Source organism: Microbulbifer maximicatervae (SeqCode), assembly GCF_052467325.1.
This window is the reverse complement of sequence record NZ_CP174310.1, coordinates 4,400,457-4,414,861: the sequence shown is the minus strand read 5'-3', so window position 1 is coordinate 4,414,861 and position 14,405 is coordinate 4,400,457. Positions and strand designations below refer to the sequence as shown.

Sequence of the window (14,405 nt, the reverse complement as noted above, 5' to 3'; positions counted from 1 at the left end):
TACGAATATGTTAGGGAATTAATATGCTTAAAAAGCAGTATTTGTGAAAACAATTCTCGCGCCAGTCACAAAAAGCGCCTTGACCGACTGGACAAGCGACACACAGCCCTTAGAATGCCCGCTCTTGCAAAAGTGTCCAATCTCAATTGCATAACCACCCACTAACGGGGAAATGATGAGTAATTTTGTACAAAAAAGTGAGTATACCAGAGAGGAGCTTCTGGCTTGCTCCCGCGGCGAGATGTTCGGCCCAGGCAATGCCCAGTTGCCAGCTCCCAATATGTTGATGCTCGACCGCATCACTCATATATCTAAAGAAGGGGGCGCATTCGGAAAAGGAGAGCTGATCGCTGAACTCGACATTCACCCCGACCTATGGTTTTTCGACTGTCACTTTCCCGGCGATCCCGTAATGCCTGGGTGCCTGGGACTGGATGCCATGTGGCAGCTACTGGGCTATTTCCTGGCCTGGAAAGGCAACCCCGGCCGCGGTCGTGCTCTGGGCTGTGGGGAAGTTAAATTTACAGGCCAAATCCTCCCCACCAGCAAGAAGGTAACTTACCATATCCAAATGAGTCGGATTGTTGAGCGCAGGCTCGTTATGGGTATTGGCGACGGCAGTGTCTCTGTGGATGGAAGGGAAATTTACACCGCAAAGGATCTTCGCGTAGGCTTATTTACCCGTACGGACAACTTTTAAACTCGTTTAAGACTAATACCGGTGGAAGCCACAACCCTCTACCGAGAAGCTATGCTGGAGATCACTATGCGTCGGGTCGTCATTACCGGAATGGGTATCACCTCCTGTATCGGTACCAACACAAAAGAAGTCACCGAGTCACTAAAAACTGGCCGAAGCGGCATCCGCTTTCAAGAAGAGTACAAGGAGCTCGGTCTGCGCAGCCATGTAGCTGGGTCTGTGGACATCGATTTCAAAGAACATATCGATCGCAAGCAACTACGCTTTATGGGCGACTCAGCTGCCTACGCCTACATTGCAATGCGCGAAGCCATTGATATGTCTGGCCTTGAAGAGGCCCAGGTGTCCAACCCACGCACTGGTCTCGTCATGGGGTCGGGGGGCACATCCACCCAGCAGATTATTGATGCCGCTCATACTCTGAAGGAGAAAGGCGTACGTCGTGTTGGCGCCTACCGCGTCCCCCAGGTAATGGGCAGCACCGTATCCGCATGTCTAGCGACTCCCTTCAAAATCAAAGGGGTGAACTACAGCATTTCCTCAGCCTGCGCTACCAGTGCCCACTGTATTGGCCATGGTGCCGAGTTAATCCAGATGGGCAAACAGGATGTCATCTTCGCCGGTGGTGGTGAAGAGCTTGCTTGGAGCCTCACCCACCTGTTTGATGCTATGGGCGCTCTTTCCAGCAAGTACAACGATAACCCAACTCACGCTTCTCGCCCCTACGATGCCGATCGCGATGGTTTTGTGATCGCTGGCGGTGGTGGCTGCCTCGTTCTAGAAGAAATGGAACACGCGCTGGCGCGCGGTGCGACTATCTATGCGGAGCTGACCGGTTACGGCGCCACTTCCGACGGTTACGATATGGTTGCCCCAAGCGGTGAAGGCGCCGCCCGCTGCATGCAGCAGGCTCTGGCCGGTATGGATGGCAAAGGTCTGCAGGGTAGCGTAGATTATATCAACACTCACGGCACCTCTACCCCCGTGGGCGATATCGCCGAATTGAAAGCCATGCGTGAAGTCTTTGGGGATAAGGTTCCAGCATTTGCCTCTACCAAATCACTTACGGGCCACTCCCTGGGAGCTGCAGGGGTTCAGGAAGCTATCTACAGCCTACTGATGATGCAGAATGACTTTATTGCGGCATCAGCTAACGTAGAGAATCTCGACCCTGCGGCTGAGGGCATGGACCTAGTCAGCGAGCTCCGAGAGACAGAAGTCAGACGAGCTATGTCCAATAGCTTTGGTTTTGGCGGAACCAATGCCTGCCTGATTTTCGATAAAATCTAATCGAAATAAAAAGGGCGCCTCAAGGCGCCCTTTTTATATTCCTTCTGCATAATAGGAACCAAATCACTCTGGTTCCACATGCAAGCGCTCCAGCCACAGTTCAACTTGACGCGTCAGCCCCTGCCGCCAGCTGCGTTGCTGAATACCAAAAACATCTCGCAATTTGCCACATGAAAGCTCTATGCTGCGATCTCCCTTTTCAGTCTCACCTCCAAGTGAAGCTAGCTCGGCTAAACGTTCTTCATCGTAAAATGCCTGAGCACGCTCAACAACTTCCAACGCGAACTCCATCGCAGTACAGCTATCAGAACTGCCGTAATGGTAGACGCCTCCAGCTTTGGCACCACTAGCAAGCTGTTGGGCAACTGCCACTGCCACACGCGCCATATCCACTACCGTCACCGGGTTGCCGTTATTCCTTCCATCCAGAACCAAAGACTCCCCAGATGCAAAGCTACGTAAAATACGCCCTAACAAGGCATCCTGACCACTATCCACCATCCAGCCAAAACGCAAAATCGTCAGGTTTTGCAGCCCATTAAAGGCATCTTCGCAGGCCAGCCATTCGCGTCCACTTGAGGACTGTGGTTCTGCGGGCTCATCTTCGTCATAGCGGCGGCGCTCACCGCCAGAAAAAACTTGGTAGGATGAGAGGTGAATAATATGTTCACAGGGTGCAGCACAAAGCCGCTTGCTCACCAGCAGTGACTCCGGCATGCCTCGATTGTCGGCACAGGCGGAGGCATTAATCACAATTGAGCCTGGTCTCAATTGATCGATTTCCCCGGGGGTCAACTGCTGTATGCGAAAGCCTGCGCGCTGCAGTCTTTTTTGCAGCGCACCATCAATCTCATTACCTGCTGTGATAATGGCGACGGTATCCGGCATATAACCTGTATTCAATTCAGACACTGGTAAATCCAGTTCTTAGAACGGGATATCGTCATCAAAGCTATTATCGAAACCACCGGCAGGACCCTGGTTCGGCTGTTGCTGGGGCTGCTGGTTAGCTGGTGCCATGGGTGAGGGAGCGGTACGCCCCTGCCCGTATGCCTCCTGGCCGCCCTGCTGCTGGTAGCCACCCTGGAAACCGCCGCCCTGTTGGTCAAAACCGCTGGAACCACCCATCGGCTGGCCGCCACCCATTTGACCACCTGCGGCTGCGCCCATTCCAGCGCCACCCATACCCTGACCAAAGCCGCCCTGCTCACCGCGACCGTCCAGCATCTGCATTTCGCTGGCAACGATTTCAGTGGTGTAGCGGTCCTGGCCGGAATTCTTATCCTGCCACTTACGAGTGCGTAGAGAGCCCTCTACATAAACTTTGGCCCCCTTGCGCAGGTACTCACCGGCGATCTCAGCCAGGCGGTTAAAAAATACTACGCGATGCCACTCAGTGCGCTCCTGCTGCTGGCCAGTCTGCTTGTCTTTCCAGCTCTCACTGGTAGCCAGGCTGATGTTGGTAACAGCACCGCCACTCGGCATATATTTGGTTTCCGGGTCATTCCCCAGATTACCGATCAGAATTACTTTATTAATACCCCTGGCCATGGCCCTCTCCTCTCGTCAACCCGGGCTCCACCCGGGGCAATAAACTATTTAAACAATCAATTAATCTATCAAGTGTTATGAAATACCGTCAGTGCTACATTGCACCATCGGTAAATATTGTATTTTTATCCAGTAGGATACAATAGCGGCTCAGTGTTAGTAAGCGCTACCTTCACGCTCTCTCGCGCAAACCCCACCACAGCAACATCCATAGCAGCAGCACCGCCAAGCCCAGAGCAGCAACTGCGGAAGCGCCCCCCAGACCGAACAGCAGGCCACCCAGGCTACCGCCGACAAAGGTGCCAAAGAACTGTAAAGTCGCATAGAGCCCCGTAGCTGCACCTCTCGCTTCCGCCGGAGCCTTCCTGGTTAGCTGCGCTGGCAACAGGGCTTCAAGCAGGTTGAAACCGGTGAAGAACACTGCCAGCAAGACTACCAGCATCCAGGTGCTTACAGACAACAAGGCCGCACTGCCACCGATCAAAGCTAAACAAGCAAAATTAAGCGCAAAAGGCACCCGATCACTTTTCTCTGCCGCCCTCATCATTGGCAACATCAGCAGGAAGGTGCCGAGCATGAGTGGTCCATACAATTTCCAGTGCTCGCTCGCCGGCCAATCCAATCTATCGACTAGCACCAATGGCAGGGCGACGAACAATGCAGTGAGCAACAAGTGGGAGAAAAAGGCCCCAGAAACCAAGCGCCAAACAAGACCGCTTTTAACTACCGTACGAAAACCACTACCATAAACTGCCGGCCGCTTAGCCACCTCCGGAGTCGGCACCAAGCGCCAAACCAATAATCCACCCAGCAGTGCTAATCCAGCAGTGACCCAGAAAATTGCCGGCAAGCCGCCCACACCGGCCAGCGCCGGCCCCAGGATCACCGCCAGCATAAATGCAACGCCAATAGACGCTCCGATAATCGCCATCGCAATACCGCGCTTTTCATCGCGGGTTAAGTCGGCAACCAGCGCCATCACAGCAGCGGCAATAGCACCACAACCTTGCAGTACCCGCCCTACAATAAGGCCGTAAACCGAATCCGTCAGCGCAGCGATGACACTGCCCAGAGCAAACAGTGCAAGGCCGGTATAAATAACCGGCTTGCGCCCCCAGCGATCGGACAGGAGCCCCAGAGGAATTTGGAGTATCGCCTGACTCAGGCCATAGGCACCCATTGCCAGCCCCAGCAGCATGGGCGTGCTATCGCGATAGCCCTCGCCGTACACAGTGAGAACCGGCAAGACCATAAACAGGCCCAGCATACGAAAGACATACAGGGAAGCCAGCCCACCCAGGGCGCGGCGCTCAATGGAATTCATGCAAATCCCGGAACAGCATCAAATAGGGCGCGCATTGTACAGTGAGCCGCCTCCCGGCTGTAGGGGAAACAGCACAACTTTTATCCACAACTAGTTACGACCGTACTCATCATCGAGGCGGACAATGTCATCCTCTCCGAGATAACTGCCGGATTGCACCTCAATCAGCTCCAAGGGAATCGTACCGGGGTTCTCCAAACGGTGGACCACCCCCAGGGGGATATAAGTCGATTGGTTCTCGGTGATCAGGACCTCTTCTTCACCCCGGGTAACCTTCGCAGTTCCCTGCACCACAACCCAGTGTTCAGCGCGGTGGTGATGCATCTGCAGGGATAGCTGCTGGCCCGGCTTCACCACAATACGCTTCACCTGAAAGCGTGGACCCGCATCAATCGAGTCGTAGTAGCCCCAGGGCCTATATACCTTGCGGTGCCTTTGGGCCTCACTGCGGCCAGTGCTCTTGAGGTTACTGACCAGTTTTTTGACTTCCTGGACCCGTTGCCGGTCAGCGATCAGAAGCGCATCGTCAGTATCGACAACAACCAGGTCGGATACACCGAGAAGGCTGACCAAGCGGCTCTCACCACGCACCAGGCAGCGCTGGGAGTCTTCTAGCAACACATCACCCTGAAGCAAATTGTCATTGGCATCGCGTTTTGCTAACTCCCATAGCCCCTGCCAGGAGCCCACATCGCTCCAACCCGCATCCATAGGTACAACTGCCGCGGATTCCGTCGGCTCCATTACTGCATAATCCACAGACTCATCTGCGCAGGCTGCAAAAGCCTCTCTATCCACCCGGGTAAAATCCAGATCCCTCGCGGCACTCTTATAGGCACTGCGGCAGGCTGTGAGAATATCTGCACGGTACCGCTCCAACTCCTCCAGATAGCGGGAGGCGCGGAACAGGAACATGCCACTGTTCCAGGAGTAATCCCCGGAGGCCAGGTAAGCTTCAGCGGTTTCAGTGTCCGGCTTTTCGACGAACTCCGCCACTTTCCAAGCAGTTTCCGCCAATTTATCCCCGCGCCGAATGTAGCCGTAGCCGGTCTCCGCCCGGGTCGGCACAATACCAAAGGTGACCAGATGCCCCTGCTCAGCCAGGGCTCGGGCCGACTCTACAGACTCCTGAAAATTTGCCTCGTCGGAAACGGCGTGGTCTGCCGGTAATACCAGCAGTAAAGGGTCAGCTCCTGACTCCAGTGCTGCCAGGGCAGCCAGGGCAATAGCCGGTGCAGTATTGCGCGCGCAGGGCTCCAGTAAAATGGACTGGGCTCCGTGGCCGATTTCCTGCAATTGCTCGGCGGCGGCAAAACGATGCTCTTCGTTGCATACCAGGATCGGCGCCTGTAATGGCTCAATGCCCTCCAGGCGCCTTACGGTTGCCTGTAACATCGTTTCACCACCGATAAGGGGTAGGAACTGTTTAGGGTAGGCCTCGCGAGAGAGTGGCCACAGGCGCGAGCCGGTGCCACCACAGAGAATCACAGGAATCATCGAATGCTATCTGCCTGAATGTCGGGTATTGCGAAAGACAATTTTCGCACATCAGGTGGCGAGTTTATACTTGACTGTTTTTCCGGCACCGCAGTTGTGATCGCCCCGCGCGGAGCAAGTCCGAGGCCCGGCCCAGTATTAGCAGCATATAGGTAGAGCGTGGACACGATTTATGTAAGGGGTGCTCGCACCCACAACCTGAAGAATATCGATCTGGACATTCCCCGCGATAAACTGATCGTTATCACCGGCCTGTCCGGTTCCGGCAAATCTTCCCTGGCCTTTGACACCCTCTACGCAGAGGGGCAGCGCCGCTACGTGGAATCACTCTCCACCTACGCCCGTCAATTCCTGTCGATGATGGAAAAGCCGGATGTGGATACCGTCGAGGGGCTATCACCGGCTATTTCAATCGAGCAGAAGTCCACCTCTCACAACCCCCGCTCCACTGTGGGCACCATCACAGAGATCTATGACTACCTGCGGCTGCTGTTTGCCCGGGTTGGAGAACCCCGCTGCCCCGAGCACGACGAACCCCTGCAAGCCCAGACGATCAGCCAGATGGTGGATCAGGTACTGGCTTTACCGGAAGGCAGCAAGATTATGTTGCTGGCGCCGGTAGTTCGCGATCGAAAAGGTGAGCACCAGCACGTGTTTGAACAACTGCGCCGGGACGGGTTTGTGCGGGCACGGATCGACGGGGTTATCTGCGACCTGGACGACACCCCCAAGCTGGATAAGCGCCGCAAGCACACCATTGAGGTGGTGGTAGACCGCTTTAAGGTGCGTGAGGACCTGCAACTGCGTTTGGCGGAATCCTTCGAAACTGCCCTGAATCTCACCGACGGTATCGCCTCCATCAGTTTTATGGATGGAGACCAGGAAGATCGCCTCTTCTCCGCCCGCCACGCCTGCCCCGTCTGTGATTACTCTCTGGATGAGCTGGAACCGCGCCTGTTCTCCTTCAACAACCCCGCCGGTGCCTGCCCCAGCTGTGACGGCCTGGGCGTCAAACAGTTCTTCGATGAAGACAAGGTAATTATCGATTCGGAAAGCAGTATTTCCGAGGGCGCCATTCGCGGTTGGGACAGACGCAACATTTACTATTACCACATGCTCGACTCCCTCGCCGAGCACTACGGTTTCGATCTGGATAAGCCCTGGAAAAAATTACGCAAAGCCCACCGCAAGGTTATCCTGCAGGGCAGTGGCGACGAAGAGATAGACTTCAGCTACGTCAATGATCGCGGCGATGTCACCGTGCGCCAGCACACCTTCGAGGGCATTATCCCCAACTTCCAACGCCGCTATCGGGATACCGAGTCCCAATCGGTACGGGAGGAGTTAGCCAAGTATCTGAGTACACAAAAGTGCCCAGAGTGCCACGGTACCCGCCTGCGCCGCGAGGCCCGTCATGTCTTTGTGGATAACCGCACCCTGGCGCAAATTACTGAGCTGCCTGTAGGCGATGCGTTCGAGTATTTCGACCACGAGTTGGCTTTTAAAGGCGCCCAGAAAGAGATTGCCGATAAGATTCTCAAAGAGCTTCGCGATCGATTCCGCTTCCTCGTCGATGTCGGCCTGAATTACCTGACCCTAAACCGCAGTGCAGAAACCCTCTCCGGCGGCGAAGCGCAGCGCATTCGCCTCGCCAGCCAGATCGGCGCCGGCCTCGTGGGCGTAATGTATATTCTCGACGAGCCCTCTATCGGCCTACACCAGCGGGACAACGAGCGCCTGCTCAACACCCTTACCCACCTGCGCGATATCGGCAACACGGTTATTGTGGTGGAGCACGATGAGGATGCCATTCGCAGTGCCGACTTTATCGTCGATATTGGCCCCGGTGCCGGTGTCCATGGTGGAGAAGTCGTGGCAGCGGGTACCGCCGATAAAATTTCCAAATGCAAGAAATCCCTAACCGGTCAGTACCTCTCCGGCAAAAAGAAAATTGCCGTACCGGAAGAACGCTACGTACCCGACTCGGACTATTTGTTGCGCCTCGAAGGGGCCAGTGGAAATAATTTACAGGACGTCGATCTGGAGATCCCAGTAGGATTATTTACCTGTGTAACCGGTGTATCCGGCTCTGGTAAGTCCACCCTGATTAATACAACACTCTATCCTCTTGCCGCCACTGCACTTAACAAAGCAACAACTCTTAAGGCCTCTCCCTATAAAGAAGTACACGGTCTGGAGCACTTCGACAAATGCGTGGATATTGATCAGAGTCCTATCGGGCGCACTCCTCGCTCAAACCCGGCAACTTATACCGGTATTTTTACCCCAATTCGCGACTTGTTTGCTGGCACCCAGGAAGCCCGCTCACGGGGCTATAAACCTGGACGCTTCAGCTTTAACGTCAAGGGTGGGCGCTGTGAAGCCTGCCAGGGCGACGGGGTGATTAAGGTAGAAATGCACTTTTTGCCGGATGTCTATGTACCCTGTGATACCTGTCACGGCAAGCGCTACAACCGCGAGACCCTGGAGGTACACTACAAGGGCAAGAATATCCACGAAGTATTGGAAATGACCGTGGAAGATGCACGGGAATTCTTTGACCCTGTGCCCGCAATCGCGAAGAAGTTGCAAACCCTAATGGATGTCGGCCTCTCATATATCAAGCTGGGCCAGGCTGCCACCACTCTCTCAGGCGGTGAAGCCCAGCGGGTAAAACTCTCCCGCGAGCTATCCAAACGAGACACTGGGCAAACCCTGTACATCCTCGACGAACCGACTACCGGCCTGCACTTTGCCGATATCCAATTACTGCTGGATGTTCTGCATCGCCTGCGCGATCACGGCAATACCATCGTAGTGATCGAACACAATCTGGACGTGATCAAAACTGCAGACTGGATTGTAGACCTAGGCCCGGAGGGTGGCTCTGGTGGCGGACAAATTATTGCCACAGGGACACCTGAGGATGTTGCGGAAATGGACATTTCCCATACCGGACGTTTTCTAAAAACCATGCTGAACTGATTGAACAAGAAAGGATGCTGAACTATCAATCGGCATCCTTTCTTATCAACTCACTTGAAAATAACTATTAGATAGGTGCGACAAGATATGAAGTTATTCAATCGCGACCGCTTAAATTTAGTGATCGCGGTAAGTGCAATTATGATTTCTCTGGCATCCTTCTACGCCACCTACTTGCAAGCCAGAGCTGCCAATCAACAAGTCAAAATAATGACAATGCCGGTTATTCAGTTCAGCCATGAGAACTATGACGAGGAAAGTAATCGGAACCTAATTACCTTTAACTTCCACAATGCCGGGTCCGGACCTGCCATCCTAAAGTCCGTTAGCTTCAAATATAAAAATACAGATTACTCAAGTACCCATGCTTTTTTACAAGCCTGCTGTCAGAAAGAGTATGAAATGATGATGGGTAAATATAATAGGAACCTTAAAAATCATCACCCTCCCCTTGATGAGGGGTTTCAAATCTCATCAGAGATCAACGAAGTTATCATTCCCGCACAATCGGAGTATCCTTTCTACTCTTTAAGTCGTGGTGCTACGACTTCTGAACTGTGGAAAAAAGTTGATAAAGAGAGGTGGAACCTTTCTATTTCCGCCTGCTTCTGTTCTCCACTGGGAAATTGCTATGAATCAAATTCAAAAAAAATCTCTATGGAAGTAAACCAGTGCCCTGACAATTAACTGCCTTGCCAGGCAGGTTCTAAGCGCTTAAGTCATTTCAAAATTAAAACAGGCAGGATGCCACAGTGAACATTGATATCAACTGCGATCTGGGTGAAGGTGCTGACTTACACAGCTGTGACAGGGATGCCCAAATCATGCCGTTTATTTCCCGCTGCAATATAGCTTGCGGCGGCCACGCTGGCACTCCCGAGATCATGGGTAGATCAATCGAAAACGCCCTAAAAAATAGTTTAAAAATCGGCGCGCACCCCAGCTACCCCGACAGGGAAAATTTTGGCCGCAAATCTCTAGTTATTCCTCAAAATAAATTACTCGACTCTCTTTGCGCACAAGTAAACCAACTAGAAAATATCGCGCGCAGCCTAGGAGCAACTTTAGACCATATTAAACTACATGGCGCTCTTTACAATGATACAGAGTCAAACAGAGAACTCGCTAAAAGTATTATTACCCTACTCGACAAAGAATATCCTTCACTGAAAATTATTGGGTTAGCCAACGCTGCCATGCAGTTCGCTGCTGCCAAACAAAATAAAACATTTATTCGCGAAGGATTTATGGACAGGCAGTACCTCAGCAATAACCAACTAGCTCCACGCTCAATGGCGGGTGCTGTTATTGCTGAGACAGAACAGTGCTTAGAGCAGGCTATCTGCTTGGCAAAGGGCTTAGAATTTAACGATTATCATGGTGAAAAATTACAATTCTCTGTGGATACCATCTGCCTCCACGGCGATAATCCCCAAGCGCCCATTATCGCCAGACAACTTAATCAACACCTCAATGCAAACGGCGTGAGTATAGCTCGGTGACACACCCTGCCCCCCATATACCACTAGCTATTACCATTAACGGAGATTGTGCAGTAGATATCCGCTTTTCCGGCAAACCATGCAAAGCTCTTAGCCGGACAATTATCGGTTTGAGAGCGGCTCTATTAAATGAAGTGCATCCAGGTATCATTGATATCATTCCTGCATACCAGTGCTTAACTGTTATTTTCAATCCCTCCCTATGGGATCACAAAACCTTATACCAATTACTCACTAAAACTACCGAGGACTTTCTAAACAACCCTGCCCCCTTCACCAGTAGACCACGTATAGTGCGTATTCCCGTATGCTACGAAGAAGGCTTTTCTCCAGACCTTGAGGCATTATCAGAACATACCAAATTATCGTCACAGGAAATCATCAAACGACATACCGCTCAACGTTACTTAGTGCATATGTTGGGCTTTACTCCAGGCTTCTTATACCTTGGCGGACTTGACCCAAAGCTATATTGCCCTAGAAAAGAAACTCCCCGAACCAGAATTCCCGCAGGCGCTGTCGGGATAGGTGGAGAACAAACAGGCATCTACCCACAAGCTACACCGGGGGGATGGCAAATTATTGGCCAGACACCCCTTAGTCTTTTTCAACCTGCGGAACCCTCCCCATTTATCGCTGCACCTTTAGATGAAATTGAATTTTATGCAATAGATTCTCAGCAATTTCATATACTCTCGCAGAGTACTAAAAGTAGTTCACCCTAAAAAGGAGGGTCTATGGGTATTCACTTTCTTCGAGCAGGGCTACAGACAAGTATTCAGGACCTGGGTCGTCCAGGCATGATGCACTGTGGAATTCCATGGGGAGGTGCTGCCGACCCACTATCGATGAAAATAGCCAACCTGTTATTAGGAAACCCCTTAGGGCACCCAACCTTTGAGATCACCCTGCTCGGCCCTAGAATCGAATTCCTCTGCAATCTCACTATCGCTATAGCCGGAGGCCAATTCAGAGGCTCCTTAAATAACGAGTCAATTGATAATTTCCGAGCCTATAGGGTTAAGCCTGGTGATATTTTGGATATAGCTCAAGCTATTTCCGGTGCAAGAACCTACCTTGCGATTTCTGCCAAAATAGACGCACCCAATATCTTAGGTAGCTCTGCAACTCACATTATTAGTAAATTTGGCGCAAATAGTGGCAAACCGATCACATCTAACGAAGTCATCCACTTTAAAGAAGTCCACACCGCAAAAGAATCTGTACTAAATAAAAGGTTTCACCTTCACTACTCACATAATTCAAAGCTACGGCTAGTGGCTGGACCAGAGAGCACTTTATTTTCCAAGAAATTTATTGAACACTTTTACGGCTCAACCTATCTGGTTTCTACCCAAAGCAATCGTATGGGCATTCGTCTATCCACTAAAAACAATTCTACAATTCATAAAATTACAAATGGAAAGACACAACTATCATCAGCAGGACTCTATCCCGGCAGTATTCAAGTACCACCCGATGCTAATCCTATTATTTCCTTTATTGAGGGACAGACTATTGGCGGGTACCCCCGAATAGGCCATATTATAAAATCGGAACTTCATCGCCTGGGCCAGCTAGCCCCAAAAAACAAAATCACATTTCAAGAAATAAGCATTGAAGAATCGCGCGAAATTTTCAAAAAGAAACAAGACCTAATTAAAAAACTCCAACAGAGCCTGAATCTTAATCACAGGGAGGCACTATCCCTTTAATACAAGCTTAAACACTATCAGATACAGAACTACTTAGTACTCAAAAATAACACCACAAAGTAGAAAATAAAATTACGCCAAAATATACAAAATAATTTTATTAAAAGTTTAAATGGAATATTTTTGGACAAAAACAGAAGAAACATAACAGAAACCCTGTGACCGGCAAGTTTCCACTCATATCTTTCTAGACCAAAACATCATTATTAACTAACCTCATTGGGTTTTACCCAAACAGCGATTTGGACTAGCGTGCAAGTTGATTATCTATAGGGAGTAAATAAATCTCCAAACAATTATTTCAGGATCAACAAAGCACAATCCAAAGAGAAAACACACAATACCTTAAGGGGATTAATAATGATAAAAATTCTCCGCGGTTTTATTTCAATACTCTTAGCGAGTTCTCTACTTATCACAGCGCATGCAAATGCAGAACCGGGTGATTACAACTTCTGGACTACCCTAAAGCATTTGTTTGATCCACCCAATGCCGATGCGCCAGTCACCTCACAGCAAGCTGAGGGTATGTATCCATTAACTATGGATGATCCCAGTTTTAATGATGATTTTGATCCTGGCGACTACAACACCTGGCAAAAAATTGATGTACCTACCAGTACAGGTGCCATGTGTGGGAATGGATCACCCTATAAGTTCTTTGTTCACCGTGTTCCAGATACCAGTAACACCATTTTCTATTTCGAGGGTGGTGGGGCATGCTGGGACTATGAAAGCTGCTCAGGACAAGCTGGTATTCGCGGGGCTCGCAACCCCAATGGCATTCCCGATGATTACCTAAGCAATGTGCACTTGTTAGATTTTACAAATTTCGAAAATCTTACTACCGCTGGCGTATCCCCTTTGATTTATACACATCACCCCTACGACCAGTATAAAACTGGCGAGTGGAATATGGTTTATGTACCGTATTGCACAGGGGATATCTACGTAGGCGATAAAACTGAAATATACGAGGATACTACTGGCGAGAACCCAGACCTTATCTGGCACCACAATGGATTACGCAACGTTCAGGCAGTTACTTCCTGGGTGAAAAATAATTTGCAAAAACCGAAGCAGATGCTCGCTGCGGGTTGTAGTGCAGGCAGTATTGGTGCTCTGTTTAATTATTCAAAGTTGCGCGAGGATATGAATGTCGATTATGGCTATCTCCTCGATGATTCAGGCCCTCTCTATCAGGCACCTTTAGACGGGAGTGACAGCACCCAATATCCCTCATTACCGCTACATAAAGAAGTGCTGCGCTCTTGGACTACCTATACCGCCGATAGCGATGAAAGCTCGGAAAACCCCATCACTATGTTAAAAGCCATAACACCGGGATTCGAAGCCAATCAGCTAGCCTCACTTTATGCTGCGCTTTCCAATAAATTCCCCTCAGATCGATTGGGTATTACGCACTTTCTTGCTGACGGGAATTTTTCATCGTACTCCTACGAGAGATTTTATGAGGATATTTATAATGATCCCGATGCAGACTCCCGTTTAAATAAATTGCGACAGCGCTGGCAGAAAGATACCCATGAAAATTTGATTCCACTGCTGGATCAAACTAGTAACTGGGGCTATTACTTCCCGATGTTCCGCAACTTGAACGAGAGCCACTGCACAACCATTATCGATTTAAACTATGGTGAGATTGCCGAGCACGGGCTTGAATTAAAAGATTTCCTCGACAACATCGTCAATCATAACGGTGGAGGAATGATTCGGGCATACGAAACCGATGAGGTTTCAGATTATGAGGACAATAGTAACTGGTTCTATGATCTGATCGGCTTGTTTATGTAATTAAAATGCCCCCAGCGCTGCCGGTA

At 50.6% G+C, this 14,405-nt stretch carries 12 protein-coding genes; 8 read left to right on the top strand and 4 right to left on the bottom strand.

Annotated elements, in window-relative coordinates; all coding sequences use genetic code 11:
* Nucleotides 1-175 precede the first annotated feature (175 nt).
* Together fabA and fabB are read left to right on the top strand one after the other, a co-directional pair.
* Nucleotides 176-700: a 3-hydroxyacyl-[acyl-carrier-protein] dehydratase FabA gene (gene fabA, locus ACJJIE_RS19770; RefSeq protein ID WP_282934589.1), complete on the top strand. Its 525-nt coding sequence runs from the start codon at nucleotides 176-178 to the stop codon at nucleotides 698-700.
* 66 nt (nucleotides 701-766) lie between these two features.
* Nucleotides 767-1,990 (top strand): beta-ketoacyl-ACP synthase I, encoded by a 1,224-nt coding sequence (gene fabB, locus ACJJIE_RS19765; protein WP_282934590.1) that lies wholly within the window; start codon nucleotides 767-769, stop codon nucleotides 1,988-1,990.
* A gap of 63 nt (nucleotides 1,991-2,053) precedes the next feature.
* Here the strand turns inward: fabB and ACJJIE_RS19760 are convergent, their stop codons facing one another.
* The 4 genes from ACJJIE_RS19760 to ACJJIE_RS19745 all read right to left on the bottom strand — a co-directional run bounded on the left by ACJJIE_RS19760 (nucleotide 2,054) and on the right by ACJJIE_RS19745 (nucleotide 6,362).
* Nucleotides 2,054-2,902, bottom strand: a complete 849-nt coding sequence (locus tag ACJJIE_RS19760; RefSeq protein ID WP_444892724.1) for a sugar nucleotide-binding protein — start codon at nucleotides 2,900-2,902, stop codon at nucleotides 2,054-2,056.
* A 15-nt stretch (nucleotides 2,903-2,917) separates the two neighbouring features.
* Nucleotides 2,918-3,541: a single-stranded DNA-binding protein gene (gene ssb / locus ACJJIE_RS19755; RefSeq protein ID WP_282934376.1), complete on the bottom strand. Its 624-nt coding sequence runs from the start codon at nucleotides 3,539-3,541 to the stop codon at nucleotides 2,918-2,920.
* Between the two features lie 172 nt (nucleotides 3,542-3,713).
* Nucleotides 3,714-4,865, bottom strand: a complete 1,152-nt coding sequence (locus tag ACJJIE_RS19750) for an MFS transporter (RefSeq protein ID WP_444892723.1) — start codon at nucleotides 4,863-4,865, stop codon at nucleotides 3,714-3,716.
* A gap of 90 nt (nucleotides 4,866-4,955) precedes the next feature.
* Entirely contained in the window at nucleotides 4,956-6,362 is a 1,407-nt protein-coding gene (locus tag ACJJIE_RS19745; RefSeq protein ID WP_282934378.1) for a mannose-1-phosphate guanylyltransferase/mannose-6-phosphate isomerase, read from the bottom strand.
* Nucleotides 6,363-6,521: 159 nt separating this feature from the next.
* Here ACJJIE_RS19745 and uvrA point away from each other — a divergent pair, with 159 nt between their 5' ends.
* The 6 genes from uvrA to ACJJIE_RS19715 all read left to right on the top strand — a co-directional run bounded on the left by uvrA (nucleotide 6,522) and on the right by ACJJIE_RS19715 (nucleotide 14,379).
* The gene (uvrA, locus tag ACJJIE_RS19740; protein ID WP_444892722.1) at nucleotides 6,522-9,347 is read left to right on the top strand and encodes an excinuclease ABC subunit UvrA; all 2,826 of its coding nucleotides are present in this window, start codon (nucleotides 6,522-6,524) and stop codon (nucleotides 9,345-9,347) included.
* 87 nt (nucleotides 9,348-9,434) lie between these two features.
* A complete protein-coding gene (locus ACJJIE_RS19735; RefSeq protein ID WP_444892721.1) occupies nucleotides 9,435-10,034 on the top strand; it encodes a hypothetical protein in 600 nt (199 codons plus the stop codon).
* Nucleotides 10,035-10,099: 65 nt separating this feature from the next.
* The gene (pxpA, locus tag ACJJIE_RS19730; protein ID WP_444892720.1) at nucleotides 10,100-10,849 is read left to right on the top strand and encodes a 5-oxoprolinase subunit PxpA; all 750 of its coding nucleotides are present in this window, start codon (nucleotides 10,100-10,102) and stop codon (nucleotides 10,847-10,849) included.
* Nucleotides 10,846-11,574: a 5-oxoprolinase subunit PxpB gene (pxpB, locus tag ACJJIE_RS19725; protein WP_282934382.1), complete on the top strand. Its 729-nt coding sequence runs from the start codon at nucleotides 10,846-10,848 to the stop codon at nucleotides 11,572-11,574. The genes pxpA and pxpB overlap by 4 nt, the downstream gene beginning before the upstream one ends.
* Nucleotides 11,575-11,586: 12 nt before the next feature.
* On the top strand, nucleotides 11,587-12,564 hold the full coding sequence (locus ACJJIE_RS19720; RefSeq protein WP_444892719.1) for a 5-oxoprolinase subunit C family protein: 978 nt from the start codon (nucleotides 11,587-11,589) through the stop codon (nucleotides 12,562-12,564).
* Nucleotides 12,565-12,924: 360 nt separating this feature from the next.
* Complete coding sequence (locus ACJJIE_RS19715) at nucleotides 12,925-14,379, top strand: pectin acetylesterase-family hydrolase (protein ID WP_413664286.1); 1,455 nt, start codon at nucleotides 12,925-12,927, stop codon at nucleotides 14,377-14,379.
* Nucleotides 14,380-14,405 lie beyond the last annotated feature (26 nt).

Excerpts from the sequence above, each read along its gene's own strand:
- fabA (WP_282934589.1), top strand. The coding sequence starts at position 176 with ATGAGTAATTTTGTACAAAAAAGTGAGTATACCAGAGAGGAGCTTCTG.
- ACJJIE_RS19720 (WP_444892719.1), top strand. The coding sequence starts at position 11,587 with ATGGGTATTCACTTTCTTCGAGCAGGGCTACAGACAAGTATTCAGGAC.
- ssb (WP_282934376.1), bottom strand. The coding sequence starts at position 3,541 with ATGGCCAGGGGTATTAATAAAGTAATTCTGATCGGTAATCTGGGGAAT.
- fabB (WP_282934590.1), top strand. The coding sequence starts at position 767 with ATGCGTCGGGTCGTCATTACCGGAATGGGTATCACCTCCTGTATCGGT.
- ACJJIE_RS19735 (WP_444892721.1), top strand. The coding sequence starts at position 9,435 with ATGAAGTTATTCAATCGCGACCGCTTAAATTTAGTGATCGCGGTAAGT.
- ACJJIE_RS19715 (WP_413664286.1), top strand. The coding sequence starts at position 12,925 with ATGATAAAAATTCTCCGCGGTTTTATTTCAATACTCTTAGCGAGTTCT.
- ACJJIE_RS19745 (WP_282934378.1), bottom strand. The coding sequence starts at position 6,362 with ATGATTCCTGTGATTCTCTGTGGTGGCACCGGCTCGCGCCTGTGGCCA.
- ACJJIE_RS19750 (WP_444892723.1), bottom strand. The coding sequence starts at position 4,865 with ATGAATTCCATTGAGCGCCGCGCCCTGGGTGGGCTGGCTTCCCTGTAT.